The following is a 25,039-nucleotide window of genomic DNA, read 5'->3' as shown; positions in this document are numbered from 1 at the left end:
GGAATCAAGCTGACAAAAGAACCCGCCGGGTGACCGGCGGGTTCTTTCGATTAAGGCCTTCATTATCCGGTCGTGGCGGTCGCCATGGTCCCGCCCGCTGCATCAGCTTACATGTAGATGCGCTTCGATGGCTGCGGCGATGAGGGCATGGCGTGCCTTGCGGGGCGGCGCCTTGCCGCTGATCACTTCTTCGCAAGCCTGCTCGGCAACGTGGTAGCGGCTGCCATGGGTGTCCGGCCAGTTCCGGTGGAGCAGGATCTTCGCCTGCCGGGCGGATTTCACCGTCTTGTGGAGCCCCGTCTCGGGATCATCGATGGTGAGCGGCGTATTCCAGGATGTCGATCGCATGTGACTTCCTCCTTCGGCTTGATGGAGACAGTGTCTGCCTATTGCGAGCGGCGGTCACGCTGAACCCGAAAGCATGGTTAGGATGCGGTTTCGCGGCTATCCAGACGGCCGCTGACATGTCCCGTAGCGGGACAGAATTCGCCAAAACCCGGCCGAAACGAGTCCCTCTGGTCCAGCAATGCGCCAGGCACACGGTCGCCCGTACCGCCCGTGGCGCGGGATCACTCCAGGGCGAGCCTGCCGAAATTCAGGGCCGGATGACGCAGACCCCGCCACCGTCGCAGCCATTGCTGTTGCGGTCGACGATGATGATCTTCGGGCCGGGGTTTCCGGTGCTGGTGCCGGTGGTGGTGACGGTGCTGCCGGTGCCGGTTGCCGTGCTGCGGTCACGCCTGAAACGGATTGTAACGTCGTCCTCTTCGCGGCTGACCTTGCCGGACGGCGCGCGCACCGGTGCCGGTTCCGAGCGGCTCGAGCCGCCGCTGCGCGAAGACGAACGGCGGTCATTGTCATCGATGATGACAATGGTGATGTCGCTGTCATTGAGCAGCCGGGACTTGCCCGATGGCGGCTTCAGGTCACTTGCGAGGGCAGAACTGCCAATTGCCATACCGAAGCCTGCCAGCAACGCAAGGGCTGCCAGGGCAGTCCTGCGGCCCGGGGCGTGCGAAAAAAGCGTGGCGGTCATGGCGGTATCCTTCCTGAAGGTCGGGTTGCGCTTAAGCTCGGGCTGCGCGGGTCTGTTCTTCGCAGACAAATCCGGCTTCATTGTGCACCAGGCGTGGTAGCGAGTCACGGACGGCGGGGTGGCTATCGCCGGTTAACGTTAAAACGCGCCCCCGGTTCCGGTCCGGGCGTATTTCTGCTGCGATGCGACTTTCTACAGGCTTGACCGTGAAGCGGCTTTGAACCAAACATGCCGGCCATGAGTACGCCCAAGAACATCGACATTTCGCTGCTGCGCCTTAATGACGCGCATCATTTCTCGCCGCTGCTGGCTGCCTATGTCCAGTCGCTCAAGCGCGGTGCGCCGCGCCGTCCGGACGATTACTACGCCGAAACGCTGCTGCAGGACCGCGTCGCCCAGATCTTCGGAGCCCGGCTCGATGGCGAACTGGTCGGTTTCGTGATCTTCTACGACCTTCCGGATCCGGTGACCGGCATGCGCTGCGGCCAGGTCGATCATCTCTATGTGAGCCACCTGCACCGCAAGATGGGCATCGCCCAGGCGATGATCGACATGCTGGCCGAGGAGAGCGACGCGCGCGGTTGGTCGCGAATCATCCTCAACGCCCCGCGGCAGCCGGAAGAAGGCCGCAAGCTCTATGAAAAACTTGCCACCAAGGCGGATTTTTCGAGCTGGGAACTGCGATTCGACCACTCACGCTGATTGTTTTTCGCAACGCCACCTGCGCCCTTGAAGCTCTCCCGGGCGGCGAAGCGGGGGCTTGTGGCCGCCGTTAAGCATTTTGAATCGTTTGAAGCGCTATGGAAGGCGAAAGCCCGTTTCGCTTTCGACGAAAGGCGCGCTGCCGATGGCAAACCGGGCTTTGACGCGGTGCACATAACGCACTAAAACCTCCGCAAACCTGCCGCCGATCACCTTGCGGAGAAGCGGATGGGTTTCTTGAGGGAAAAAAGGACAAGGTCCCGATGACCAATGTGACGCAGAACCGGCCATTGTCGCCGCACCTGAGCATCTACAAACAAATTCCGACCATGGTGATGTCCATCGTCCACCGCTTCACCGGCATGGCGCTTTACGCCGGCACGCTGCTGGTGGCCTGGTGGCTGGTGGCTGCGGCTTCGGGTGAAGCCTATTTCGACTGGGTCAACGGGATCTTCGGCTCGATCCTCGGACGGCTGGTGCTGTTCGGCTACACATGGGCGCTGCTGCATCACATGCTGGGCGGCATCCGCCATTTCATCTGGGACACCGGCCGCGGCTTTGATCCGGCGACCTCGACCAAGATGGCTTGGGCGACACTCGCGGGTTCGATCACACTGACGATCCTGGTCTGGATCGCCGGCTACGCAGCCCGTTTCTAGGAGCAAGAGGGATATGGATACCAACAAGATGCGTACGCCTCTCTCGAAAGTCCGCGGGCTCGGCTCGGCCAAGGAAGGCACCGACCATTTCTGGCGGCAGCGGCTGACGGCGGTGGCCAACGTGCCGCTGCTGCTGTTCTTCATCTTCTTCATCATCGCCTATAATGGCGAGCCCTATGCGGTGGTGGCCGGCGCGCTGTCCAACCCGCTGGTGGCGGTTCTGATGGGCCTGGTGGTGATTTCCGGCATCATTCACATGAAGCTCGGTATGCAAGTCATCATCGAGGACTATATCCATGCCGAGGGCATGAAGGTGAGCCTGTTGATCCTCAACACATTCTTTTCGATCGCGGTCGGCGCCGTTTCGCTGTTCGCGGTTCTCAAACTCGGCTTCGGAGGCTGACAGATCATGGTAATGACGTCGAGCGTCAACATTGGCGGACGCGCCTATTCGATTGTCGATCACGCCTATGACGTGGTCGTGGTGGGCGCCGGCGGCGCCGGACTGCGCGCCACGCTGGGCATGGCCGAACAGGGCTTCCGCACCGCCTGTATCTCAAAGGTGTTTCCGACCCGGTCGCATACGGTCGCCGCACAGGGCGGCATCGCCGCCTCGCTGACCAACATGACGCCCGATTCGTGGCAGTGGCACATGTATGACACGGTCAAGGGCTCGGACTGGCTCGGCGATGTCGACGCCATGCAGTACCTGACCATGGAAGCGCCGAAGGCGGTCTACGAGCTTGAGCATTACGGCGTGCCGTTCTCGCGCACCGAGGACGGGCGGATCTACCAGCGGCCGTTCGGCGGCCACATGCAGAATTACGGCGAAGGCCCTCCGGTGCAGCGCACCTGTGCGGCGGCCGACCGCACCGGCCATGCCATTCTGCACACGCTTTACGGCCAGTCGCTGAAGAACAATGCCGAGTTCTTCATCGAGTATTTCGCCGTCGACCTGCTGATGGAAGAGGATGGCCGCTGCACCGGTGTTGTCGCCTGGAACCTTGATGACGGCACCATTCACCGCTTCTCGGCGAAGATGGTGGTGCTGGCCACCGGCGGCTACGGCCGCGCCTATTTCTCGGCCACTTCGGCGCATACCTGCACCGGCGACGGCGGCGGCATGATCGCGCGCGCTGGCCTGCCGCTGCAGGACATGGAGTTCGTGCAGTTCCACCCGACAGGGATCTACGGCGCAGGCTGCCTGATCACCGAGGGGGCGCGCGGCGAAGGCGGCTACCTGGTCAATTCCGAGGGCGAGCGCTTCATGGAACGCTATGCGCCGTCGGCCAAGGACTTGGCCTCGCGCGACGTGGTGTCGCGCTGCATGACGCTGGAAATCCGCGAGGGCCGCGGCGTCGGCAAGGCCAAGGACCACATCTTCCTGCACCTCGATCACCTTGATCCCGCGGTGCTGCACGAGCGGCTTCCAGGGATCTCGGAAAGTGCCAAGATCTTTGCCGGCGTCGACGTGACCCGCGAACCGATCCCGGTGCTGCCGACGGTGCACTACAACATGGGCGGCATCCCGACCAACTACTGGGGCGAGGTGCTGAACCCGACCACGGACCAGCCGGACCGGGTCACCCCGGGCCTGATGGCCGTCGGCGAGGCCGGTTGCGCCTCGGTGCACGGCGCCAACCGTCTGGGCTCCAACTCGCTGATCGACCTGGTGGTCTTCGGCCGCGCAGCGGCGATCCGCGCCGGCGAAGTGATCGACCGGACTTCGGCGATCCCTGCGGTCAACGAGGCTTCGTTCGAGAAGATCATGACCCGCTTCGACGGCGTGCGCCATGCTTCGGGCTCGACGCCGACGGCCGAGCTGCGCGAGAAGATGCAGCGCACCATGCAGGAAGACGCCGCCGTGTTCCGCACCCAGGAATCGCTCGAATCCGGTTGCAAGCGGATGGGCGAGATCTGGGGCGAGCTGTCCGACGTGAAGGTCACCGACCGGTCGCTGATCTGGAATTCGGACCTGATGGAAACGCTCGAGCTCGACAATCTGATGGCCAATGCGATCACCACCGTGGTCTCGGCCGAGGCGCGCAAGGAAAGCCGTGGCGCGCATGCCCGCGAGGACTACAAGGATGGTCCGATGGGCGGCCGCGACGACGAGAACTGGCGCAAGCACACGCTGTCCTGGGTCGACGAGAAGGGCGCGGTCAGGCTCGACTACCGTCCCGTCCACACCGAGCTGATTGCCGAAGGCATCGATCTCGCCAAGATCGCGCCCAAGGCCCGCGTGTACTAAGAGGGAACAGAGACAATGGTTGAACTCACACTCCCGAAGAATTCGCAGCCGAAGCCGGGCAAGACCTGGCCGAAGCCGGAAGGCGCCAAGAACACGCGCGAATTCAAGATCTACCGCTGGTCGCCGGATGACGCGGAAAATCCGCGCATCGACACGTTCCACATCGACACCGATGATTGCGGTCCGATGGTGCTCGACGGCCTGTTGTGGATCAAGAACAAGATCGACGCGACGCTGACGCTGCGCCGGTCCTGCCGCGAGGGCATTTGCGGTTCCTGTGCGATGAACATCGACGGCACCAACACGCTCGCCTGCACCAAGGGTCTCGACGAGATCGACGGGGCGGTGAAGGTCTATCCGCTGCCGCATCTGCCGGTGGTCAAGGACCTGGTGCCGGATCTGACCAATTTCTACGCCCAGCACCGCTCGATCGAGCCGTGGCTCAAAACGGTGTCGCCAACACCGGCCAAGGAATGGAAGCAGAGCCACGAGGACCGGGCCAAGCTCGACGGGCTCTACGAGTGCATCCTGTGCGCCTGCTGCTCGACCTCGTGCCCGAGCTACTGGTGGAACGGTGACCGTTATCTCGGTCCCGCGGTCTTGCTTCAGGCCTATCGCTGGCTGATCGACTCGAGAGACGAAGCCACCGGCGAGCGGCTGGATGATCTTGAGGATCCGTTCCGGCTCTACCGCTGCCACACCATCATGAACTGCGCGCAGACCTGCCCCAAGGGCCTCAACCCCGCCAAGGCGATTGCCGAGATCAAGAAGATGATGGTGGAGCGCCGGGTGTAGGGCTGGCAAGATACGAAGTTGAAAAGGGGGCGTTCAGGCGCCTCTTTTTTGTGTCCGATTGTAACTGAGGCTCGCGTCTCCCGATCTCCCCCCTTGCGGGGGAGATGTCACGAAGTGACAGAGGGGGGGCGATGTGACAGAGGGGGGGCGATGTCTCGGCATCCGCCGGCTTTTCGAAGAACGGTGAGCCTCACCCCCCTCTGTCGGCTATGCCGACATCTCCCCCGCAAGGGGGGAGATTGGGGAGCCCCCGACCTAACTCACCCCAGCGCCTGGCTCAGGTCCGCGATCAGGTCGTCGGCGTCCTCGATGCCGACCGAGACGCGGATCAGGCTTTCGGGGATGCCGGTGTGCGGTTCGATGGTGTGGCGGTGTTCGACCAGGCTTTCGACGCCGCCCAGCGAGGTCGCGCGGTGAAACAGCTTGAGCTTGCCGACCACCGCGAGCGCCTCGGGCGCGCCGCCCTGAACCAGGAATGAGAACAGGCAACCGAAGCCGCCTTGCATCTGGCGGGCCGCAACCTTGTGGCCGGGATGGCTTGCAAGGCCGGGATAGAAGACATCCGTGACCTTTGGATGGGCCTTGAGCCAGCTGGCGATCTTGAGCGCATTGGCGCTCATCCGCTCGACGCGCAACGGCAGGGTGCGCATGCCGCGGAGCAGGAGCCAGGCCTCGAAGGGTCCGATGACGGCGCCGGCATCGTGGCGGTCGGCCTTGATGTCGGTCCAGACCTTTGCTGCGGGTGCCGCGGTGGCGAGCACGCCTGCGAGCACGTCGGAATGGCCGTTGATGCCCTTGGTGGCCGAATGCATGACGATGTCGGCGCCAAGTTCCAGCGGCTTCTGCAGCACCGGGGTGGCTGCGGTGGAATCGACGGCGAGCAGACCACCGGACGCGTGGGCGCAGCTGGCGGCTCGGGCGATGTCGACTGATTTGAGCCAGGGGTTGGAGGGGGTTTCGATGAAGACCAGCGCGGGCCGGTGCGTGGTGCAGGCCTGTTCGAGTGCCGACGCATCAGACGCGTCGACCTCGTGCAGGGCAATCTGGCGGCGGGCGGAGAAATCGCGCAGCCACTTGGTGGTGCCCCAGTAGATGCCCGACTGAACCACAACCGTGGCGCCGTTCGGCAGGGTGCGGAACAGCGCGGCGATGGCTGCCATGCCGGAGGGGAACAGCAGCGCTTCTTCCGCGTTCTCCAGCCGCGCCAGCACATTTTCGGTGATGCGGACGATGTCGGAATTGTCGCGCGAATAGATGTTGTCGGGATTGACCAGCGCGTAATCCTCGTCGCGGACGAAGGTGGTGGACGGCTGCACCGGCGGCACGACACCGCCCGAGGGCATGTCGATGACGCCGCCGGCCTGGGCCGCGATGGTGGAGGCTTTGAGGTCGTTGGGGAGGCTCATGTGAACTCGGTCTTTCCCTGGCCGCGCGGCCAGATTTCGGGACGCCGGTGCGCCCATTCAAGCCTCCGTGTCTATGCAGTCCGGCGATGAAATTCAACGGCCTGTTTGGACCTCCGGCCTGACCGGCAGGAGGTGGCCTGGTCGCCCCGGGGGGGTCAGGCCGGATCAATGGTGATGACAACGTTGCCCTTCCGGGCCGGGTTCTCGTAGTAGCGGTGCGCCTGGGCGGCCTCGGCCAGCGGAAAGCGCTTGTCGATATGGGGTTTGAACCCTCCCCTGGCTGCAAGATCAGCGAGAAAATGCAGGTCCTCGGCGCGTTCGGGGGCATAGCCGCCGGAGGCCTTGCGGCCGCCGCTCTTGCGGGCAAACAGCGTGCCGATGTGTTGCCACAGGTTGGCGGAGACCAGCAGCAGCCGGCCGCCGGGCTTGAGAGATGATCCATACTTCGGGTATGTCGCGGTGCCGCTGGTGTCGAGAATGATGTCGTAGGCGCTCTGGGCAGCGGCGGGGTTCTCACGTGAGTGGTCGATCACTTCATCGGCGCCGAGATCATGCAGCATGTCGAGCTTGCCAGCCGATGCCGTTGCGGTGACATGAGCGCCAAAGGCTTTTGCGACTTGCACGGCGGCGCTGCCGACGGTCCCGGAGGCGCCGATGATCAGCACGCGGTCGCCGGGTTTGATGCCGGCCTTGTCGCGCAGGAAATTGAGCGCCGTTGCGCCGCCGAAGGAGATCGCCGCGGCCTCATCGAAATCGAGATCGGCGGGCATGGCGGCAATCGCCGCGGTTTCGGCGATCACCGCGTATTCGGCATAGCCGCCGAAGCCGGCGCCGGGATAGGCAAAGACCCGGTCGCCGGGGGCGAAGCGGGTGACGTCGCTGCCGACCGCCTCGACCACGCCGGAAAACTCGGCCCCAAGAACCTGGCGGCGCGGCCGGAAAGGCCCGAATACAAGGCGGCCGACCAGGCCGAAACCCGGGGGCATGTCGAGGCTGCGGGCGCGGTAGTCGCCCGCGGTGACGCTGGTGGCGCGGATCCGGACCAGGACTTCACCGGGTTTTGCAGCGGGCTTGGGCAGGTCGACGGGCTTGAGCACGTCCGGCGGTCCATAGTTGGAATAGGCAATGGCTTTCAGCGGTCTGTTCTCCAGTTTCCGGTCCGCATATAGCCATGCGCAAGCGCAGAATAAATTGACCAGTTATGCCGATATGATATGCATTTTCGCATGGATTGGAGATCTGTCAATTTCGACTGGAACCGGGCCCGGGCATTCCTGGTGACCGCGGAGGAGGGCTCGCTGTCGGCTGCCGCGCGGGCGCTGGGGATGGCGCAGCCGACGCTCGGCCGCCAGGTGACGGCGCTGGAACGGGAGCTCGGCGTGGCGCTGTTCGAGCGGGTCGGGCGCGGACTGACGCTGACGCCGAGCGGGCTCGAGCTGATGGATCACGTGCGCGCCATGGGCGAGGCTGCGGCGCTTATATCGCTGTCGGCCTCGGGCAGGGCGCAGGCGATCGAGGGCACGGTGTCGATCAGCGCCAGCGAGACGGACGCGGCATTCCGCCTGCCGCCGATCATCCGACAGCTCAGGCAGGCGGCGCCGGGCATCGATGTCGAGATCGTCGCCACCAATACCGAGAGCGACCTGAGGCGGCGCGAGGCCGATATCGCCATCCGCAACTACCGGCCGACCCAGCCCAACCTGGTGGCGCGCAAGATCCGCGACATCCATGGCCGGATCTATGCGACGCCCTCTTATCTCGAGAGCCTCGGCAATCCATCGGCACCCGAGGACTTCACGACGGCGGAGTTCATCGGCTTCAACCGGTCGGGCGAGTTCATCGCGGCGATGACCCGGTTCGGGCTGACGCTGACACAGAAGAATTTTCCCCTGATCTCGGAAAACCACCTGGTGCAGTGGAGCCACGTCAAGCAGGGGCTCGGCATCGGCGTCATGGCCGCCGATATCGGCGACGCGGAACCGGGCGTGGTGCAGGTGTTGCCAGACCTTGAGCCGCTGGTCTTCCCCGTCTGGCTGGTGACCCACCGTGAGGTCCACACCAGCCGGCGGGTGCGGCTGGTGTTCGACCTGATGGCTGAAGCTCTGGCGCGTCCTTACGAAGGATGAAAACGAAGCGCGATGCGGCCGGTTGATTGCGCGTCCTTTGCAGCCCCAGGCCTGGAGGCGCAGCATGTGCAATGTTGCGAGAACACGTAGCTGTTGTGCAGTGGCGACAGACCGAAACACCGAAACATACCAACAATGGCTGTTGTCCGGAACCATTGTAATGCACAGTGCATTGGGGAGGATGAAGGACAGACAGGCGATCGGCCTGGCTGATCCCGTGTCGAGCAATTTTTGAAAGGCTCCCCATGACCGAGCACGTATATCCGACAGACCATCCCGTGATGGTGACCGGCGCCACCGGCTTTGTCGCAGGGTGGCTGGTGCGACGGCTGCTTGAAGAGGGGCTCACCGTGCATGCCCCTGTGCGTGAGCCTTCCAATGCCGAAAAGACCGCGCATCTTGACAGGATGGCAGCGGAGTTGCCGGGCGAATTGAAGCTTTTCGAAGCGGATCTGCTCGATGACGGGAGCTACGGGCCAGCCATGGAAGGCTGCGCGGTGGTGTTCCATACGGCGTCTCCGTTCACCAGCAATTTCGATGATCCGCAGCGTGACCTGGTTGATCCGGCTGTGAACGGAACCCGCAATGTGCTTGAAACCGCCAATCGCACCCCAAGTGTTCAGCGCGTGGTGGTCACCAGCTCCTGTGCTGCGATCTATGGCGACAACAAGGACGTTCAAAATGCGCCTGGCAAGGTGCTGACGGAAGAAACCTGGAACACCACCTCGTCGCTCGATCGGCAGCCCTATTCCTACTCCAAGGTCGAAGCGGAAAAGGCGGCCTGGGCGATTGCCGAAGCGCAAAGCCGCTGGCGGCTGGTGACGATCAATCCGTCGCTGGTCATTGGCAAGACCATTTCAGGCAACTCGACGTCGGAATCCCACACCATTCTCAAGCAGTTCGGCGACGGCACCCTGAAGGCTGGCGCACCGCCGATGGAAATTGGCATGGTGGATGTGCGCGACGTGGCGGAAGCGCATTTGCGGGCGGGTTTTCTGGCCGATGCAAGGGGCCGTCACATCGCCTCGGCGCAAACCGTATCGTTTCTTGAACTGGGCAAGATGCTGCGGCAGCATTTTGGCGATAAATGGCCATTCCCAACCCGCGAACTGCCGAAGTGGCTGCTCTGGCTGATCGGCCCGATGGTCAGCAAGCAGCTGTCGCGTAAGATGATATCCGACAATATGGGATACCCCTGGCGGGCGGACAATTCCAAGTCGAAGCGCGAACTCGGCATCGAGTACCATCCGGTCAGCGACGCGGCGGCGGAAATGTTTCAGCAGCTGATAGATACGGGCGTGTTGAAGAAGGGCTAGACTGTTCAAACCGGACGATCCCGCAGAGATATCGTACTGCAAACACTCTGGCGCCCTGTCGCCCAGGCCTGCAGTTTGCTGGCGTGACCCCGTGATCGACGTGCTTCGGCATGGTGAACGGCATCTGGTGAGTGGCGTTGCCTGTGCGTGCCTCAGGCTTCACGGCTTTGTGCGGAAGCGTGAGTTGTCTTCGCTGTCCCCGGGTCTAGGTTGAACGGCAATAAAGGAGATCCCCATGTTCAGACTTCTGCTCTCATCCGCCCTGTTCGCCGCGGCCCTGACCGCCGCACCCGCGCGTGCCGAGGAGACCGGAACGGCGATCTTCGCAGGCGGCTGTTTCTGGTGCGTCGAATCGGATTTCGACCAGGTCAAGGGCGTGTCCGAAACCATCTCCGGCTATATCGGCGGCAAGGCCGACAACCCGACCTACAAGACCCATGTCGCCAATGGCGACCGGGAAGCCGTCGAAATCAAGTACGATCCGGCGGTGGTAAGCTATGCCGAACTGCTGAAGATCTTCTTCCGGACGATCAATCCGACCGATGAGGGCGGCCAGTTCTGCGACCGGGGTTTCAGCTACTCGACCGCGGTCTACACGCTCAATGACGAGCAGGCAGAACTCGCCGAAGCCGCCCGCGCCGAGGCTGAGAAGGCGCTGGGCCAGCCGGTGGTCACGGCAATCGAGCCGCAGGCGAAGTTCTGGCCTGCGGAAGACTATCATCAGAATTTCTATCAGAAGAGCCCGGTGCGCTACAATTACTACCGCCGCGCCTGTGGCCGCGACCAGGAAATCAAGGCGCTTTGGGGCGAAGAGGCGCATCTGGGCCTGGGCAAGTAACCCGATCCGGCAGCCGACGGCCGATCAGGCCGGGCATTGACATCCGCGGTGCTTTGCCAATTCATCCCGGATAGCGGCAGATGCCTGCACGGGGAGAAAGCAATGACCATGAAGCGCAGCAAGGAGCCGTGGATGCCGGCGGACGATTTCGGACGCTCGCTGCCGCGCGGCATCGGCGTCAACCTGCTGGTTCGCGACATGGCGGCCGAACTCGCTTTCTGCCGCGATTGTCTTGGCGCCATGGTGCTTGACAGCGACGAGGATTTTGCAGCGATCGAGCTGTGCGGTTCGGTGTTCATGCTGCATGCCGATCACAGCTACTCGCACCATCCGATGTCGGGCATCGTGGCCGGCTCCGAAACCCGCGGCGCCGGGATCGAGATCCGGGTCTATGGCCTCGATCCGGACAAGGCGGAAGCCCGGGCGCGAGAGCGCGGCGACCATGTGCTGGCGGGCAGCCTCGACAAGCCGCACGGATTGCGGGAGTGCTTCATCGTCGATCCGGAAGGCTATGTCTGGGTTCCATCTACACAAATACGCGGGTGACAATTAAGGTTCGACTGGTGTATTGGCGTCAATAACATTGGATTATCGTCCAGCTAATATGTTCCAGCGGCCGGTTTGCCTTGCAATTTCCATGCTATGGACATTTTATGCGCTTTAATGGGACGAACAGCGAAGCAGATGCCTCGCCCAACCGGAGCTTGTCTATGAAGATGCACACCTTGCTGGTCGCAGTTGCGGTCGCCGCAGTTCTTGGCGGATGCCAGCGGACATCCTTCGGTGGTCTGAACACCCAGCCGCAGCCGGCGCCGCTGATGCCGGCACCGGTGGGCGGTGTCCAATCCGGCCAGCTTGCGCCGCCGATGACGCCGCAGCCCGGCGAGTTTCCCGCAGCGCCAACCGCTCCGGAACAGACCCTGTCGCCACAGGTTGCGGAAGCCAATGCGCCGGAACTGACCCGCGAAGCGCTGATCGGCCGCTGGTCGGCCACAAGCGGCGGCACCAGCTGTGACGTGTTCCTGTCGCTGACCAAGTGGACCGGCGGATACCGCGCCGCCTCGCGCGGGTGCGTGGGCAATGCGGCGGCGATCGCCGCCTGGGACGTGCAGGGCAAGCAGGTCATTCTCGCCGATTCGAGCGGCAACCAGATCGGCCGTCTCTACCAGTCGGCCAATGAGCGCTATGACGGCTCGACCTCGACCGGTCAGCCGATTTCCCTTTCCCGTTGAGATCGGGGCCGCAGCCTGACGCGATAGATGCTGCCTCATGAGCTGGAAGAGACACGACACCGTTGCGAGCGCCTATGCGGCCCGCGTGGCCAGTGGCGAGTTTTCCGCTGATCCGGCGCAGGTGGCGCTGGCCGAACGGCTGGACACCCTGCTGGGGGAGGTTTCGACCAAGCGGCTTGCGACCAAGTCGAGCGCGCTGGGCTGGATGTTCGGGCGCAAGCGGAGTTCCAACGTGCCGCCGCGCGGTCTCTACGTCCATGGCTCGGTCGGCCGCGGCAAGACCATGCTGATGGACATGTTCTTCGAGCTGGTGCCGGCCAAGCGCAAGCGGCGGGCGCATTTCCTCGATTTCATGGCGGATGCGCATGCGCGCATCCATGCCCACCGGCAGAAACTCAAGAACGGCGAGACCAAGGAAACCGATCCGGTGCCGCCGGTGGCAAGCCAGCTGATCGACGAGGCCTGGGTGCTGTGTTTTGACGAATTCTCCGTCACCGACATCGCCGACGCGATGCTGCTGTCGCGGCTGTTCGAGCAATTGTTCAGCCGCGGCTGCGTGCTGGTGGCGACATCGAATGTCGAGCCGGACAATCTCTACCGGGACGGGCTGAACCGGCAGTTGTTCGTGCCGTTCATCGGCTTGCTCAAGGAGAATGTCGACATCGTCAATCTCGACGCGCGTACGGACTACCGGATGGAAACCACCACCCGGTTGCCGGTCTATCACCGGCTTGACGAGGACGAGGGCGACGCGGCCATGGAGATGGCCTGGAAGCGGGTGACGGCGGGCAAGCAGACCGGGCCGGACACGGTCCGGGTTCAGGGCCGGGACGTGAGCGTGCCCGATGCCGGCGCGGGGGCGGCGCGGTTTTCCTTCAAGGAGTTGTGCGAGGCACCGCTGGGGGCCAACGACTACGCGGCGATTTCCAAGAATTATCACACCGTGTTTGTCGACCGCGTGCCGGTGATGGCGGAAGCCAGCCGCAATGCGGCCAAGCGCTTCATCACCCTGATCGACACGCTTTATGACCGCAAGAACCGGCTCTTCATCTCGGCCGCGGCAGAGCCGGACGGGCTCTATACCGGCAAGACCGGGACTGAAAGCTTCGAATTTGCGCGGACCGCATCGCGCCTCAACGAGATGCAGAGCGAAGCCTATCTGGAGGCGAGCCTGGCAAATCAGGTGGAAACGACGTCCGGCCGCTCTTGAAATATTTACGTTTACGTAAGAGTTTTAGAACCTAACCGATTGAAAATACTCATATCGAAAGTTTGAGTTGCCAGTTGGAGGCATTCGGTCTATGCGATTGGGCGAAAATCGGGGCCGGGCGTGAGGCAGGTTCCAAACCACAACGACCTGCGGAGAGTTTCGACATGGCGCGTAATAAAATTGCTTTGATTGGTTCGGGAATGATCGGCGGCACGCTCGCCCACCTGGCCGCCCTGAAGGAACTGGGCGACGTCGTCCTGTTCGACATTGCCGAGGGCACGCCGCAGGGCAAGGCGCTCGACATCGCCCAGTCCGGACCGGTGGAAGGCTTCAACGCCCGCATGTCCGGCGCAAATGACTACTCCGCCATCGAAGGCGCCGACATCTGCATCGTCACCGCCGGCGTCGCCCGCAAGCCGGGCATGAGCCGCGACGACCTGCTCGGCATCAACCTCAAGGTGATGGAACAAGTCGGTGCGGGCATCAAGAAATATGCTCCCAACGCATTCGTCATCTGCATCACCAACCCGCTCGACGCGATGGTCTGGGCATTGCAGAAATTCTCGGGTCTGCCGAAGAACAAGGTCGTCGGCATGGCCGGCGTGCTCGACTCGGGCCGCTTCCGGCATTTCCTCGCCGAAGAATTCAATGTCTCTGTCGAAGACGTCACCGCCTTCGTGCTTGGCGGCCACGGCGACACCATGGTTCCCCTGGCGCGCTACTCGACGGTTGCCGGCATCCCGCTGCCGGACCTGATCAAGATGGGCTGGACCTCAAAGGAAAAGCTCGAGGAAATCATCCAGCGCACCCGTGACGGCGGCGCCGAGATCGTCAAGCTGCTGAAGACCGGTTCGGCCTATTACGCGCCGGCCGCATCGGCGATCGAGATGGCCGAGAGCTACCTCAAGGACAAGAAGCGGGTTCTGCCATGCGCCGCGCACCTGTCGGGCCAGTACGGCGTCAAGGACATGTATGTCGGTGTGCCCTGCGTCATCGGCGAAGGCGGCATCGAGCGCGTCATCGAGATCGAGCTGAACAAGACCGAGCAGAAGGCTTTCGACAAGTCGGTGGAATCGGTCGCAGGCCTCTGCGAAGCCTGCATCGCGATCGCCCCGAATCTGAAGTAATCGGGTCCTCAGATCGAACGGGAAGCCGAGAAACCGGCTTTCCGTTCAGACTTGCGTAAGAACATCGGGTTAGAGCGTTATCAGGCTTAACGAAACGTCAAGATGCTCTCGACCGTTCACTCAATCCAGGAGTTCCCATGAACATCCATGAATACCAGGCCAAAGCCCTTCTCAAGGGTTACGGCGCGCCGGTGGCCGAAGGGGTCGCCATCTTCTCGGCCGACGAGGCGGAAGCTGCTGCAAAATCGCTGCCCGGCCCGCTCTACGTGGTCAAGAGCCAGATTCATGCCGGCGGACGCGGCAAGGGCAAGTTCAAGGAACTCGGAGCTGACGCAAAGGGCGGCGTGCGGCTGGCGTTCTCGATCGATGAAGCCAAGGCGCATGCCAAGGAAATGCTCGGCAACACGCTGGTGACCAAGCAGACAGGCGACGCCGGCAAGGTGGTCAACCGTCTCTACATCGAAGACGGCGCCGACATCGAGCGCGAACTCTATCTCTCGATCCTGGTGGACCGCACCGTCGGCCAGGTGGCCTTCGTGGTCTCCACAGAAGGCGGAATGGACATCGAGGCGGTTGCCGAAAAGACCCCCGAGAAGATCATCACTGTGGCGATCGATCCGGAAGCCGGCGTGACGGCTGCTGATCTCGCCAAGCTCAACGGCGCGCTGGAACTTTCCGGCGATGCGGCCAAGGACGGCGAGACGCTGTTCCCGATTCTCTACAAGGCGTTTGTCGAAAAGGACATGGCGCTGCTCGAGATCAACCCGCTGATCGTGATGAAGAACGGCCGCCTGCGCGTGCTCGACGCCAAGGTGTCGTTCGACAACAATGCGCTGTTCCGGCACGACGACATCGTCGCGCTGCGCGACCTGACCGAAGAGGACGAGAAGGAAATCGAGGCGTCGAAGTATGACCTCGCCTATGTCGCGCTCGACGGCAATATCGGCTGCATGGTCAACGGCGCAGGCCTCGCCATGGCGACCATGGACATCATCAAGCTCTATGGCCAGGAGCCGGCGAACTTCCTCGATGTCGGCGGCGGCGCGACCAAGGAAAAGGTCACCGCGGCGTTCAAGATCATCACCGCCGACCCGGCCGTCAAGGGCATCCTCGTCAACATCTTCGGCGGCATTATGAAGTGCGACGTGATCGCCGAGGGCGTGGTCGCTGCGGTCAAGGAAGTGGGCCTCAAGGTTCCTCTGGTGGTGCGGCTTGAAGGCACCAACGTGGCGCTCGGCAAGAAGATCATCAACGAAAGCGGCCTCGACGTGATCGCCGCCGACGATCTCGACGACGCTGCCCAGAAGATTGTCGCCGCGGTGAAGGGAAACTGAGACCATGTCCATTCTGATCGACAAGAACACCAAGGTCCTGGTTCAGGGCCTGACCGGCAAGACCGGCACTTTCCACACCGAACAGGCACTGGCCTATCACGGCACCAAGATGGTTGGCGGTATCCACCCGAAGAAGGGCGGATCCACCTGGGAAGGCTCGAACGGCGAGAAGCTGCCGATCTTCGCCTCCGTTGCCGAAGGCAAGTCAGCGACCGGCGCCAACGCTTCCGTGATCTACGTGCCGCCGGCGGGTGCTGCGGCCGCGATCATCGAAGCCATCGAGGCCGAGATCGAGCTGATCGTCTGCATCACCGAAGGCATTCCGGTGGCCGACATGATCCGCGCCAAGGCAGTGCTCGACAAGTCGAAGTCGCGGCTGATCGGTCCGAACTGCCCCGGCGTGATGACGCCGGACGAGTGCAAGATCGGCATCATGCCGGGCAACATCTTCAAGAAGGGCTCGGTGGGCATCCTGTCGCGCTCGGGCACGCTGACCTATGAGGCTGTGTTCCAGACCACCAATGAAGGTCTCGGCCAGTCGAGCGCCGTCGGCATCGGCGGCGACCCGGTCAAGGGCACCGAGTTCATCGACATTCTCGATCTGTATCTCGACGATCCGGAAACCGAATCGATCATCATGATCGGCGAAATCGGTGGTTCGGCCGAGGAAGATGCAGCCGAGTGGCTGATCGAACAGGCCAAGAAGGGCCGCAAGAAGCCGATGGCAGGCTTCATCGCCGGCCGTACGGCACCTCCCGGACGCACCATGGGCCATGCCGGCGCGGTGATCTCGGGCGGCAAGGGCGGCGCCGAAGACAAGATCAAGGCCATGGAAGCCGCGGGCATCCGCGTCTCGCCGTCGCCTGCGCGTCTTGGCAAGACACTGGTTGAAGTCCTCAAGGGATAACCCCCGGGGACAGACAAAGGCTGGACCAATGAGCGACGCCGTGCGCGAAACGCTGGACCGCTACTACGCCGCGCTGAAAGCGGGCGACAGAGAGGCCCTGCGCGGCGTCGTTTCCGACGAGATCGAGGTGCACTACCCGGCGCCGGAAGGGCTTCTGCCCTGGGCCGGGGACTGGGCCGGTTTCGACGGCTTCGAGAGTTTCGTGGCGACCGTGGGCGATCACCTGGTGATCGACACGGTCGAACCGCTTGCGGTCCATGTTGCCGGCGACACCGTGGTGACGGTGCTCAGGGGCGAATGGACGGTCAAGGCGACGGGGCGCAAGGTGCGCACCGAAACAGTCAACATGTTCACATTACACGACGGCAAGATCGTCCGGTACCAGGTCTTCACCGACACGGCGGCGCTGGGGATCGGGTTGGGTAAGCTTGCCGCGGCGTGAGTGCCGCGCAAGCCTGACAGTCTAGGGATAGGGCCGGAGAAGGCCCGGAAACAAGGTGAGATCCATGGCACGCAACGACGAAGCCAACGACATCATGGCGCAGACCTCGTTCCTGTATGGCGGCAACGCCCACTACATCGAGGACATGTATGCGCGGTTCCAGGACGATCCTGGCAGCGTGCCCGCCGAGTGGCACGCCTTCTTCGCCGATCTGAAGGACGATCCGGATCAGATCCGCAAGTCCGCTGCAGGCGCATCCTGGAAGCAGGCCAACTGGCCGGTGCAGGCCAATGGCGAGCTGGTCTCGGCGCTTGACGGCAACTGGGGCGCGGTCGAAAAGGCCGTGTCCGACAAGCTCAAGGGCAAGGCCAAGCAGGCCGGACAGTCGCTGGATCCGGCAGTGGCGGAACAGGCGACGCGCGATTCCGTCCGCGCCATCATGATGATCCGCGCCTTCCGCATGCGCGGCCACCTGCATGCCAATCTCGATCCGCTGGGCCTCGCCCAGCAGCCTGACGACGACTACAACGAGCTGTCGCCGGAAGCCTACGGCTTTACCGAGGCCGACTACGACCGGCCGATCTTCATCGATCACGTGCTGGGGCTCGAATACGCGACCATCCGCGAGATGCTCGATATCCTCAAGCGGACCTATTGCTCGACGCTGGGCGTCGAGTTCATGCACATTTCCAACCCGGAAGAGAAATCCTGGATCCAGGAACGCATCGAGGGTCCGGACAAGGGCGTCGACTTCACCGAAATGGGCAAGAAGGCGATCCTGCAGAAGCTGATCGAGGCCGAAGGCTTCGAGCAGTTCATCGACGTCAAGTACAAGGGCACCAAGCGGTTCGGTCTTGATGGCGGCGAATCGCTGATTCCGGCGCTCGAGCAGATCATCAAGCGCGGCGGCAACATGGGGCTGAAGGAAATCGTCTTCGGCATGGCCCACCGCGGCCGTCTCAACGTGCTCACCCAGGTGATGTCGAAGCCGCACCGGGCGGTCTTCCACGAGTTCAAGGGCGGTTCGTTCAAGCCTGACGAGGTCGAGGGTTCGGGCGATGTGAAGTACCACCTTGGCGCTTCTTCGGACCGCGAGTTCGACGGCAACAAGGTGCACATGTCGCTGACCGCCAACCCGTCGCATCTGGAAATCGTCAACCCGGTGGTGATGGGCAAGGCGCGCGCCAAGCAGGACATGATCGCCACCGAATTCGAAGGCGACATCATTCCGCTCAGAGAACGGGTCAAGGTGATGCCGCTCTTGCTGCACGGCGATGCGGCGTTTGCCGGCCAGGGCGTGGTGGCGGAAATTCTCGGCCTGTCGGGCTTGCGCGGCCACCGGGTGGCCGGCACCGTGCATTTCATCATCAACAACCAGATCGGGTTCACCACCAATCCGGGCTTCTCGCGCTCGTCGCCTTACCCATCCGATGTAGCAAAGATGATCGAGGCGCCGATCTTCCACGTCAATGGCGATGATCCGGAAGCCGTGGTCTACGCCGCCAAGGTGGCGACCGAGTTCCGGATGAAGTTCCACAAGCCGGTGGTCATCGACATGTTCTGCTACCGCCGCTTCGGCCACAACGAGGGCGACGAGCCTGCGTTCACCCAGCCGAAGATGTACAAGCAGATCCGCAGTCACGAGACGGTGGTGACGATCTACGGGCGCCGGCTGATCGAGGAAGGCGTGATCACCGAGGGTGAACTGGAGAAGATGAAAGCCGATTGGCGCGCCCATCTGGAAGGCGAATTCGACATCGGGCAGAGCTACAAGCCGAACAAGGCCGACTGGCTCGACGGCCAGTGGTCCGGGCTCCGCACCGCCGACAACCAGGATGAGCAGCGCCGCGGCAAGACCGGGCTGCCACTCAAGCAATTGCGTGAACTGGGCAAGAAGCTGTCGGAAGTGCCCGCGGACTTCAAGGCTCACCGCACCATCCAGCGCTTCATGGACAACCGGGCCAAGATGATCGAGAGCGGCGAGGGTATCGACTGGGCCATGGGTGAAGCCCTGGCTTTCGGCTCTCTGGTCCAGGAAGGCATCAAGATCCGCCTGTCGGGCCAGGATGTCGAGCGCGGCACGTTCTCGCAGCGGCATTCGGTTCTCTACGACCAGGAAACTGAGGAACGCTACATTCCGCTCGCCAATGTGGCGCCCAACCAGGCACGCTACGAAGTGATCAACTCGATGCTGTCGGAAGAGGCGGTTCTCGGGTTCGAATATGGCTACTCGCTGGCACGGCCGAATGCGTTGACGCTGTGGGAAGCCCAGTTCGGCGATTTCGCCAACGGCGCGCAGGTGCTGTTCGACCAGTTCATCTCGTCGGGCGAGCGCAAGTGGCTTCGCATGTCCGGCCTCGTCTGCCTGCTGCCGCATGGCTACGAGGGCCAGGGTCCGGAACACTCCTCGGCCCGTCTCGAGCGTTTCCTGCAGATGTGTGCGGAAGACAACATGCAGGTCGCCAACTGCACCACGCCGTCGAATTATTTCCACATCCTCAGGCGGCAGATGAAGCGCGACTTCCGCAAGCCGCTCATCATGATGACGCCGAAATCGCTGCTGCGGCACAAGCGCGCCGTCTCGACGCTGGCGGAAATGTCGGGCGACACGTCGTTCCACCGCTTGCTGTGGGATGATGCCGAAGTGCTCAAGAACGAACCGATCAAGCTGGTCAAGGACAACAAGATCCGCCGCGTCGTGATGTGCTCGGGCAAGGTCTATTTCGATCTGTACGAAGAGCGCGAGAAGCGCGGCGTCAACGACATCTACCTGCTCAGGCTCGAACAGCTCTACCCGTTCCCGGCCAAGGCCCTGATCAACGAGCTCAGCCGCTTCCGCAATGCCGAGATGGTCTGGTGCCAGGAAGAGCCCAAGAACATGGGTGCGTGGTCGTTCATCGATCCCTATCTGGAATGGGTGCTGGCGCATATCGACGCCAAGTTCCAGCGGGTCCGTTACACCGGCCGCCCGGCTTCGGCCTCGACGGCGACCGGCCTGATGTCGCGGCACCTTGCACAACTTGAAGCCTTCCTCGAGGATGCGCTGGGCGGCTGATGCCGTACGCGTTGCCAAACAACTGTCTGACTGACTGAAAAAGAACGGAAACAAATATCATGGCTACTGAAGTTCGCGTCCCGACCCTTGGTGAATCCGTCAGCGAAGCCACCATCGGCACCTGGCTCAAGAAGGTGGGCGATACCGTGAAGGTGGACGAGCCGCTGGTGGAACTGGAAACCGACAAGGTCTCGATCGAGGTTCCCTCGCCGGTCTCGGGAACCCTGAGCGAAATTCTCGCCAAGGACGGCGAGACGGTCGAAGTCAACGCGCTGCTCGCACAGATCGCCGAGGGCGAGGGTGCGGCGCCGGCCAAGAGCGAGGCCAAGACCGAGGCGAAAAGCGAAGCACCGGCCGCCAAGGCTGAAGCGCCTGCCGCTCCGGCCAAGGGCGGTTCGGACATGCCTGCGGCTCCGTCGGCCCAGAAGCTGATGGCCGAGAACAAGATCGATGCCGGTGATGTTTCGGGTTCGGGAAAACGCGGGCAGGTGCTCAAGGGCGACGTGCTTGACGCCATCGGCAAGGGCTCGGCTCCTGCTGCCGCACCGGCAGCGGCGCGTCCGGCCTCTTCGGAGGACGATGCACCGCGCGAGGAGCGGGTGAAGATGACCCGCCTGCGCCAGACCATCGCCCGGCGTCTGAAGGAAGCCCAGAACACAGCCGCCATGCTGACCACCTACAACGAGGTGGACATGAGCGCGGTGATGGACCTGCGCTCGCGCTACAAGGACCTGTTCGAGAAGAAGCACGGCGTCAAGCTCGGCTTCATGGGCTTCTTCACCAAGGCGGTGACCCATGCGCTCAAGGAAATCCCGGCGGTCAATGCCGAGATCGACGGCACCGAAATCATCTACAAGAACTACTGCCATGTTGGCGTGGCGGTGGGCACCGACAAGGGCCTGGTGGTGCCGGTGGTGCGTGATGCCGACCAGATGGGCATTGCCGACATCGAGAAGGAAATCGGCCGTCTTGGCCGGGCTGCGCGCGATGGCGAATTGTCGATGGCCGACATGCAGGGCGGCACCTTCACCATCTCCAATGGCGGTGTCTATGGTTCGTTGATGTCCTCGCCGATCCTGAATTCGCCGCAGTCGGGCATCCTCGGCATGCACAAGATCCAGGAGCGTCCGATGGCAGTCGGCGGCCAGGTGGTGATCCGGCCGATGATGTACCTGGCACTTTCCTATGACCACCGGATTGTCGACGGCAAGGAAGCCGTGACCTTCCTGGTTCGGGTCAAGGACAGCCTGGAAGATCCGGAACGCCTGGTTCTCGACCTTTAAGGAGCAGGATGATGGCTTCGGCCCGCCTTCCAGCACTGACGCTTGCGGCCATGATGATGGCCGCAGGCGGATCACCGGCCGATGCGGCCTGTCCGCAGGCGCTGGCGGTCTATGATGAAGCGCAGACCGGCGCAGAGATCGCCTTTGCCGGACCGCTGCCCGATGTCGACGGCATGCAGCACCGGTTCAGCTTGAGTTTCGCCGAAGGCGGCGTGACGATGGACGGCGTGGTGATGATGGCGGGCGAGCCGGACCGGCCCTGGGGCGTGATCATGCATGACTGCCCGCAAGGCGATGCAACCGGTGCCGAGATTGCCGCCTGCACGGTCTGGGAAGGACCGGTCTACATCATCGGTGTCGAGGGCGCGGTGGACTGGCTGCCGGCGCGAGAGGCCATGCGGACGGCGGGCGACCGGTTGCTGCTGCCTGATTTCGGTGCGGCGGTGATGCAGTCACAAGCGTGGCAGGCCGAACGGATAACAACGCTTCCCGGCGATGTGTTTCGGCTGAAGGCCTGCCAGGAATGAATTCGATCATAAGGACAAGACCATGAGCTACGACGTCATCATCATCGGTTCCGGACCTGGCGGCTATGTCTGCGCCATCAAGGCGGCGCAGCTTGGCCTCAAGGTCGCCGTGATCGAGAAGCGTGCGACCTTCGGCGGCACCTGCCTGAACATCGGCTGCATTCCGTCAAAGGCGCTTCTGCATGCGTCTGAGGTCTATGCCCACGCCAATCACGGCATGGAGAGCCTCGGGGTCGAGATCGGCAAGCCGAAGCTCAATCTCGAGAAGATGATGGCGCACAAGGACGCCACGGTTAAATCGAATGTCGAGGGCGTCGCCTTCCTGTTCAAGAAGAACAAGATCGACAGCTTCATCGGCCACGGCAAGGTGCTGGGTGAAGGCAAGGTGTCGGTGACCGGCGACGACGGCAAGCCCCAGGAACTCGAAGCCAAGAATATCGTGATCGCGACCGGTTCCGATGTCGCTGGCATTCCCGGAGTGAAGGTCGATATCGACGAGAAGGTGATCGTGTCCTCGACGGGCGCGATCGCGCTCGACAAGGTGCCGGAACATATCGTCGTCGTCGGCGGCGGTGTCATCGGGCTGGAAATGGGCTCGGTCTGGGGCCGGCTCGGCGCCAAGGTGACCGTGGTCGAGTATCTCGACAAGATCCTCGGCGGCATGGACGGCGAAGTTTCGAAGCAGTTCCAGCGCATCCTTGCCAAGCAGGGCATGGAGTTCAAGCTCGGCGCCAAGGTGACAGGAGTGGAGAAAGCCGAGAAGGGCGCAAAAGTTTCCCTCGAGCCCGTCAAGGGCGGTGACACCGAGATCATCGATGCCGACATCGTGCTGATCGCCACCGGCCGCAAGCCGTTCACCGAGGGCCTTGGTCTCGAGGATGCAGGCGTGGTGCTGGACGAGCGCGGCCGGGTGCGCACCGATCATCACTACCAGACCAATGTGCCCGGCGTTTACGCCATCGGCGACGTCATCGTCGGCCCGATGCTGGCGCACAAGGCCGAGGACGAAGGCGTGGCGCTGGCCGAGATCATGGCCGGCCAGGCCGGTCACGTGAATTACGACGTGATCCCGGGCGTGGTCTACACGCAGCCGGAAGTGGCCTCCGTCGGCAAGACCGAGGAAGAGCTCAAGACCGAAGGCGTCAAGTACAAGTCCGGCAAGTTCCCGTTCTCGGCCAATGGCCGGGCGCGGGCGATGGAAACGCCGGACGGTTTCGTCAAGGTGCTGGCGGATGCGGAAACCGACCGGGTGCTGGGCGTCCACATCATCGGCTTCGGCGCCGGCGACATGATCCATGAAGCCGCCGTTCTGATGGAATTCGGCGGATCGTCCGAGGACCTCGGCCGCACCTGCCATGCGCACCCGACAATGTCGGAAGCGGTCAAGGAAGCAGCGCTCGCGACCTTCTTCAAACCGATCCATATCTAGAGCCTCGACCGGAAACCCGGCGGCCGGTTTGATGAAGTCCCGTGAGATTCCCGTTTCCCTGCCGCAGCCGGCGTTTCCGGGTGCGGACTGGGGTGACTGTTTCGAGACCCTGAGCGATGATCCGGCGCTTCTGGCTGAGGCGGCTGCGCGTCGCGCGTTCGAAAGGATGCCGCGATGGGTTGGCGGGCTGATGGCGTTGCGCAATCTCATGGTCAAGCCGTTCGGACTGAAGGGTGACCCGGACAAAGCCTCGCAGGGAGGCACGCGGGTCGGGATCTTCCCGATCATCCGCAACACGCCAGAGCAATGCATTCTGGGGTTTGACGACCGGCACCTCGATTTCCGCATCGTAGTGGAAACGCAATCCCTGCCGGACAGGCAGACCGCGGTGCGGATGATGACGCTGGTCAAGCGCCACAACATGCTCGGCCGCGTCTACCTTGCGGCGATCATGCCTTTTCACAAGCTGATCGTGAAGACTACGCTGTCGCGGGTTTCGGACTGAAGCGATCGGCCAGCGAGGCCCGGGCTTATCCACCACACGACCATGGTGAAACCGCCCGGTGGGGGACCGGGCGGTTTCTGCGTTTCCATTACGGTGGGGGAGGAGGCAACTGGCGCAATGGAACGCCTGCGGCTTAGCCGTTGGTGGCGGGCGCCGGGGAAGCCGTGGTGTCGGGGGCTGCCGGAGCCGCGGCATCCGGTGCGATCATGGGTGCATCGGGTGCGGGAACGGGGCGGGCCGGATTTTCAGCCGGTGTGGCCTGTTCGTTGATCTGAGCGCCGGATTCGGCAGCCGGAACGGTTGTGTTCACTGCCTCGTAGTCGTCGGCTGTCCAGAAGACAAAGGCGGCGACTGCGAGAAGAACGAACAGCACGACTGCGGCCATCACGCCAGTGTTGCCTGTCTTCACGACGGCGGGGTCGCGAACATGCTCGTAGGGACGACGACCTTGCTCGCTGGGGCGGTTATGCGGGGTGTAATCGACCATTGGACATCTCCTTTCGTGTCACGTGGTAGAAACGTCCGGATCGGGAGATAGGTTCCGGCGACAGACCGTGCTGCCGGTCACGGTTTGTAACTGTGCGGCACCGTGCGTGTAGCCGGCGGCCTCACGCCATGCGGAGACCCTGCGCGGGTCCTGCTGCCGTTACCGGACCGGTGCCGGGCCGGCGGTCGGGTCTTCCCCGTGAAGGCGCATGGCCTGGCGGATGAGTTCGAGCACCCGATCCCGGTCGCCCAGTTCCCGCGCCAGCAGGAGACAGACCTGGGCAAGGAAGATTTCCGCATCCGCGCTTCCGGCAACATCAATTCCGGTCGCCAGTTCCTCGTAGACGGCTTCGATATCCTGCTGCAGCATGGC

26 protein-coding genes are annotated in these 25,039 nt (G+C 63.0%); 20 read left to right on the top strand and 6 right to left on the bottom strand.

What is annotated here, in order from left to right:
- Nucleotides 1-102: 102 nt before the first annotated feature.
- Both GTW23_RS10845 and GTW23_RS10840 read right to left on the bottom strand, forming a co-directional pair.
- Complete coding sequence (locus GTW23_RS10845) at nt 103-348, bottom strand: DUF982 domain-containing protein (protein ID WP_252915776.1); 246 nt, start codon at nt 346-348, stop codon at nt 103-105.
- A 247-nt stretch (nt 349-595) separates the two neighbouring features.
- Complete coding sequence (locus GTW23_RS10840) at nt 596-1,036, bottom strand: hypothetical protein (RefSeq protein WP_252915775.1); 441 nt, start codon at nt 1,034-1,036, stop codon at nt 596-598.
- 237 nt (nt 1,037-1,273) lie between these two features.
- Here GTW23_RS10840 and GTW23_RS10835 point away from each other — a divergent pair, with 237 nt between their 5' ends.
- The 5 genes from GTW23_RS10835 to GTW23_RS10815 all read left to right on the top strand — a co-directional run bounded on the left by GTW23_RS10835 (nt 1,274) and on the right by GTW23_RS10815 (nt 5,443).
- Nucleotides 1,274-1,738, top strand: a complete 465-nt coding sequence (locus GTW23_RS10835; protein WP_152011176.1) for a GNAT family N-acetyltransferase — start codon at nt 1,274-1,276, stop codon at nt 1,736-1,738.
- Nucleotides 1,739-2,001: 263 nt separating this feature from the next.
- On the top strand, nt 2,002-2,397 hold the full coding sequence (gene sdhC, locus GTW23_RS10830; protein ID WP_152011177.1) for a succinate dehydrogenase, cytochrome b556 subunit: 396 nt from the start codon (nt 2,002-2,004) through the stop codon (nt 2,395-2,397).
- 28 nt (nt 2,398-2,425) lie between these two features.
- Entirely contained in the window at nt 2,426-2,800 is a 375-nt protein-coding gene (gene sdhD / locus GTW23_RS10825) for a succinate dehydrogenase, hydrophobic membrane anchor protein (protein ID WP_382265144.1), read from the top strand.
- 12 nt (nt 2,801-2,812) lie between these two features.
- Nucleotides 2,813-4,648, top strand: coding sequence for a succinate dehydrogenase flavoprotein subunit (gene sdhA / locus GTW23_RS10820; RefSeq protein ID WP_193217448.1), 1,836 nt, complete (start codon nt 2,813-2,815; stop codon nt 4,646-4,648).
- 15 nt (nt 4,649-4,663) lie between these two features.
- Complete coding sequence (locus GTW23_RS10815) at nt 4,664-5,443, top strand: succinate dehydrogenase iron-sulfur subunit (protein ID WP_252915773.1); 780 nt, start codon at nt 4,664-4,666, stop codon at nt 5,441-5,443.
- A 260-nt stretch (nt 5,444-5,703) separates the two neighbouring features.
- On the opposite strand, the gene GTW23_RS10810 is transcribed toward GTW23_RS10815, so the two are convergent.
- A complete protein-coding gene (locus GTW23_RS10810; protein WP_252915772.1) occupies nt 5,704-6,849 on the bottom strand; it encodes a trans-sulfuration enzyme family protein in 1,146 nt (381 codons plus the stop codon).
- A gap of 155 nt (nt 6,850-7,004) precedes the next feature.
- Nucleotides 7,005-7,946 (bottom strand): NAD(P)-dependent alcohol dehydrogenase, encoded by a 942-nt coding sequence (locus tag GTW23_RS10805; protein ID WP_252915770.1) that lies wholly within the window; start codon nt 7,944-7,946, stop codon nt 7,005-7,007.
- Nucleotides 7,947-8,075: 129 nt separating this feature from the next.
- On the opposite strand from GTW23_RS10805, the gene GTW23_RS10800 reads away from it, so the two are divergent.
- From GTW23_RS10800 to GTW23_RS10730, 15 genes are all read left to right on the top strand, one after another.
- The gene (locus tag GTW23_RS10800; protein ID WP_252915769.1) at nt 8,076-8,975 is read left to right on the top strand and encodes a LysR family transcriptional regulator; all 900 of its coding nucleotides are present in this window, start codon (nt 8,076-8,078) and stop codon (nt 8,973-8,975) included.
- A gap of 245 nt (nt 8,976-9,220) precedes the next feature.
- A complete protein-coding gene (locus GTW23_RS10795) occupies nt 9,221-10,291 on the top strand; it encodes an SDR family oxidoreductase (RefSeq protein WP_252915768.1) in 1,071 nt (356 codons plus the stop codon).
- Between the two features lie 235 nt (nt 10,292-10,526).
- Nucleotides 10,527-11,129, top strand: coding sequence for a peptide-methionine (S)-S-oxide reductase MsrA (gene msrA, locus GTW23_RS10790; protein WP_252915767.1), 603 nt, complete (start codon nt 10,527-10,529; stop codon nt 11,127-11,129).
- 102 nt (nt 11,130-11,231) lie between these two features.
- Nucleotides 11,232-11,675, top strand: coding sequence for a VOC family protein (locus GTW23_RS10785; RefSeq protein ID WP_152011188.1), 444 nt, complete (start codon nt 11,232-11,234; stop codon nt 11,673-11,675).
- A 164-nt stretch (nt 11,676-11,839) separates the two neighbouring features.
- Nucleotides 11,840-12,361, top strand: coding sequence for a protease inhibitor Inh/omp19 family protein (locus tag GTW23_RS10780; RefSeq protein WP_193217395.1), 522 nt, complete (start codon nt 11,840-11,842; stop codon nt 12,359-12,361).
- A gap of 37 nt (nt 12,362-12,398) precedes the next feature.
- A complete protein-coding gene (gene zapE, locus GTW23_RS10775; RefSeq protein ID WP_252915766.1) occupies nt 12,399-13,571 on the top strand; it encodes a cell division protein ZapE in 1,173 nt (390 codons plus the stop codon).
- 164 nt (nt 13,572-13,735) lie between these two features.
- Nucleotides 13,736-14,698, top strand: a complete 963-nt coding sequence (gene mdh, locus GTW23_RS10770) for a malate dehydrogenase (RefSeq protein WP_152011191.1) — start codon at nt 13,736-13,738, stop codon at nt 14,696-14,698.
- 137 nt (nt 14,699-14,835) lie between these two features.
- Complete coding sequence (gene sucC / locus GTW23_RS10765) at nt 14,836-16,032, top strand: ADP-forming succinate--CoA ligase subunit beta (protein ID WP_252915765.1); 1,197 nt, start codon at nt 14,836-14,838, stop codon at nt 16,030-16,032.
- Between the two features lie 4 nt (nt 16,033-16,036).
- On the top strand, nt 16,037-16,939 hold the full coding sequence (gene sucD / locus GTW23_RS10760; protein WP_252915764.1) for a succinate--CoA ligase subunit alpha: 903 nt from the start codon (nt 16,037-16,039) through the stop codon (nt 16,937-16,939).
- A 28-nt stretch (nt 16,940-16,967) separates the two neighbouring features.
- A complete protein-coding gene (locus GTW23_RS10755) occupies nt 16,968-17,381 on the top strand; it encodes a nuclear transport factor 2 family protein (RefSeq protein ID WP_252915763.1) in 414 nt (137 codons plus the stop codon).
- Between the two features lie 64 nt (nt 17,382-17,445).
- Nucleotides 17,446-20,436: a 2-oxoglutarate dehydrogenase E1 component gene (locus GTW23_RS10750; RefSeq protein ID WP_252915762.1), complete on the top strand. Its 2,991-nt coding sequence runs from the start codon at nt 17,446-17,448 to the stop codon at nt 20,434-20,436.
- 59 nt (nt 20,437-20,495) lie between these two features.
- A complete protein-coding gene (gene odhB, locus GTW23_RS10745; RefSeq protein WP_252915760.1) occupies nt 20,496-21,719 on the top strand; it encodes a 2-oxoglutarate dehydrogenase complex dihydrolipoyllysine-residue succinyltransferase in 1,224 nt (407 codons plus the stop codon).
- An 11-nt stretch (nt 21,720-21,730) separates the two neighbouring features.
- Nucleotides 21,731-22,246 (top strand): hypothetical protein, encoded by a 516-nt coding sequence (locus tag GTW23_RS10740; protein ID WP_252915758.1) that lies wholly within the window; start codon nt 21,731-21,733, stop codon nt 22,244-22,246.
- Between the two features lie 22 nt (nt 22,247-22,268).
- Nucleotides 22,269-23,675, top strand: coding sequence for a dihydrolipoyl dehydrogenase (gene lpdA / locus GTW23_RS10735; RefSeq protein WP_252915757.1), 1,407 nt, complete (start codon nt 22,269-22,271; stop codon nt 23,673-23,675).
- A gap of 31 nt (nt 23,676-23,706) precedes the next feature.
- Nucleotides 23,707-24,180 carry a DUF2867 domain-containing protein gene (locus tag GTW23_RS10730; protein WP_252915755.1) on the top strand — a complete coding sequence of 158 codons (474 nt, stop codon included), beginning with the start codon at nt 23,707-23,709 and terminating at the stop codon, nt 24,178-24,180.
- Between the two features lie 133 nt (nt 24,181-24,313).
- Here the strand turns inward: GTW23_RS10730 and GTW23_RS10725 are convergent, their stop codons facing one another.
- Nucleotides 24,314-24,667 (bottom strand): hypothetical protein, encoded by a 354-nt coding sequence (locus tag GTW23_RS10725; RefSeq protein WP_152011200.1) that lies wholly within the window; start codon nt 24,665-24,667, stop codon nt 24,314-24,316.
- A gap of 159 nt (nt 24,668-24,826) precedes the next feature.
- A complete protein-coding gene (locus GTW23_RS10720; RefSeq protein WP_252915754.1) occupies nt 24,827-25,036 on the bottom strand; it encodes a hypothetical protein in 210 nt (69 codons plus the stop codon).
- Nucleotides 25,037-25,039 lie beyond the last annotated feature (3 nt).

Origin of the sequence: Parahoeflea alexandrii, assembly GCF_024105735.1 — a bacterium.
Lineage (GTDB): Bacteria > Pseudomonadota > Alphaproteobacteria > Rhizobiales > Rhizobiaceae > Hoeflea > Hoeflea alexandrii.
Note: the sequence above shows the minus strand (reverse complement) of the source record. Positions and strands in the feature narration are given on the sequence as shown.

Coding starts and splice junctions, on each gene's coding strand:
- lpdA (WP_252915757.1), top strand. CDS start 22,269: ATGAGCTACGACGTCATCATCATCGGTTCCGGACCTGGCGGCTATGTC.
- odhB (WP_252915760.1), top strand. CDS start 20,496: ATGGCTACTGAAGTTCGCGTCCCGACCCTTGGTGAATCCGTCAGCGAA.
- GTW23_RS10780 (WP_193217395.1), top strand. CDS start 11,840: ATGAAGATGCACACCTTGCTGGTCGCAGTTGCGGTCGCCGCAGTTCTT.
- sucC (WP_252915765.1), top strand. CDS start 14,836: ATGAACATCCATGAATACCAGGCCAAAGCCCTTCTCAAGGGTTACGGC.
- zapE (WP_252915766.1), top strand. CDS start 12,399: ATGAGCTGGAAGAGACACGACACCGTTGCGAGCGCCTATGCGGCCCGC.
- sdhD (WP_382265144.1), top strand. CDS start 2,426: ATGCGTACGCCTCTCTCGAAAGTCCGCGGGCTCGGCTCGGCCAAGGAA.
- GTW23_RS10835 (WP_152011176.1), top strand. CDS start 1,274: ATGAGTACGCCCAAGAACATCGACATTTCGCTGCTGCGCCTTAATGAC.
- GTW23_RS10810 (WP_252915772.1), bottom strand. CDS start 6,849: ATGAGCCTCCCCAACGACCTCAAAGCCTCCACCATCGCGGCCCAGGCC.
- GTW23_RS10730 (WP_252915755.1), top strand. CDS start 23,707: ATGAAGTCCCGTGAGATTCCCGTTTCCCTGCCGCAGCCGGCGTTTCCG.
- GTW23_RS10840 (WP_252915775.1), bottom strand. CDS start 1,036: ATGACCGCCACGCTTTTTTCGCACGCCCCGGGCCGCAGGACTGCCCTG.
- GTW23_RS10785 (WP_152011188.1), top strand. CDS start 11,232: ATGACCATGAAGCGCAGCAAGGAGCCGTGGATGCCGGCGGACGATTTC.
- mdh (WP_152011191.1), top strand. CDS start 13,736: ATGGCGCGTAATAAAATTGCTTTGATTGGTTCGGGAATGATCGGCGGC.
- GTW23_RS10815 (WP_252915773.1), top strand. CDS start 4,664: ATGGTTGAACTCACACTCCCGAAGAATTCGCAGCCGAAGCCGGGCAAG.
- GTW23_RS10750 (WP_252915762.1), top strand. CDS start 17,446: ATGGCACGCAACGACGAAGCCAACGACATCATGGCGCAGACCTCGTTC.
- GTW23_RS10740 (WP_252915758.1), top strand. CDS start 21,731: ATGGCTTCGGCCCGCCTTCCAGCACTGACGCTTGCGGCCATGATGATG.
- GTW23_RS10845 (WP_252915776.1), bottom strand. CDS start 348: ATGCGATCGACATCCTGGAATACGCCGCTCACCATCGATGATCCCGAG.
- sucD (WP_252915764.1), top strand. CDS start 16,037: ATGTCCATTCTGATCGACAAGAACACCAAGGTCCTGGTTCAGGGCCTG.
- GTW23_RS10725 (WP_152011200.1), bottom strand. CDS start 24,667: ATGGTCGATTACACCCCGCATAACCGCCCCAGCGAGCAAGGTCGTCGT.
- sdhC (WP_152011177.1), top strand. CDS start 2,002: ATGACCAATGTGACGCAGAACCGGCCATTGTCGCCGCACCTGAGCATC.
- GTW23_RS10795 (WP_252915768.1), top strand. CDS start 9,221: ATGACCGAGCACGTATATCCGACAGACCATCCCGTGATGGTGACCGGC.
- GTW23_RS10720 (WP_252915754.1), bottom strand. CDS start 25,036: ATGCTGCAGCAGGATATCGAAGCCGTCTACGAGGAACTGGCGACCGGA.
- GTW23_RS10755 (WP_252915763.1), top strand. CDS start 16,968: ATGAGCGACGCCGTGCGCGAAACGCTGGACCGCTACTACGCCGCGCTG.
- GTW23_RS10800 (WP_252915769.1), top strand. CDS start 8,076: ATGGATTGGAGATCTGTCAATTTCGACTGGAACCGGGCCCGGGCATTC.
- sdhA (WP_193217448.1), top strand. CDS start 2,813: ATGACGTCGAGCGTCAACATTGGCGGACGCGCCTATTCGATTGTCGAT.
- msrA (WP_252915767.1), top strand. CDS start 10,527: ATGTTCAGACTTCTGCTCTCATCCGCCCTGTTCGCCGCGGCCCTGACC.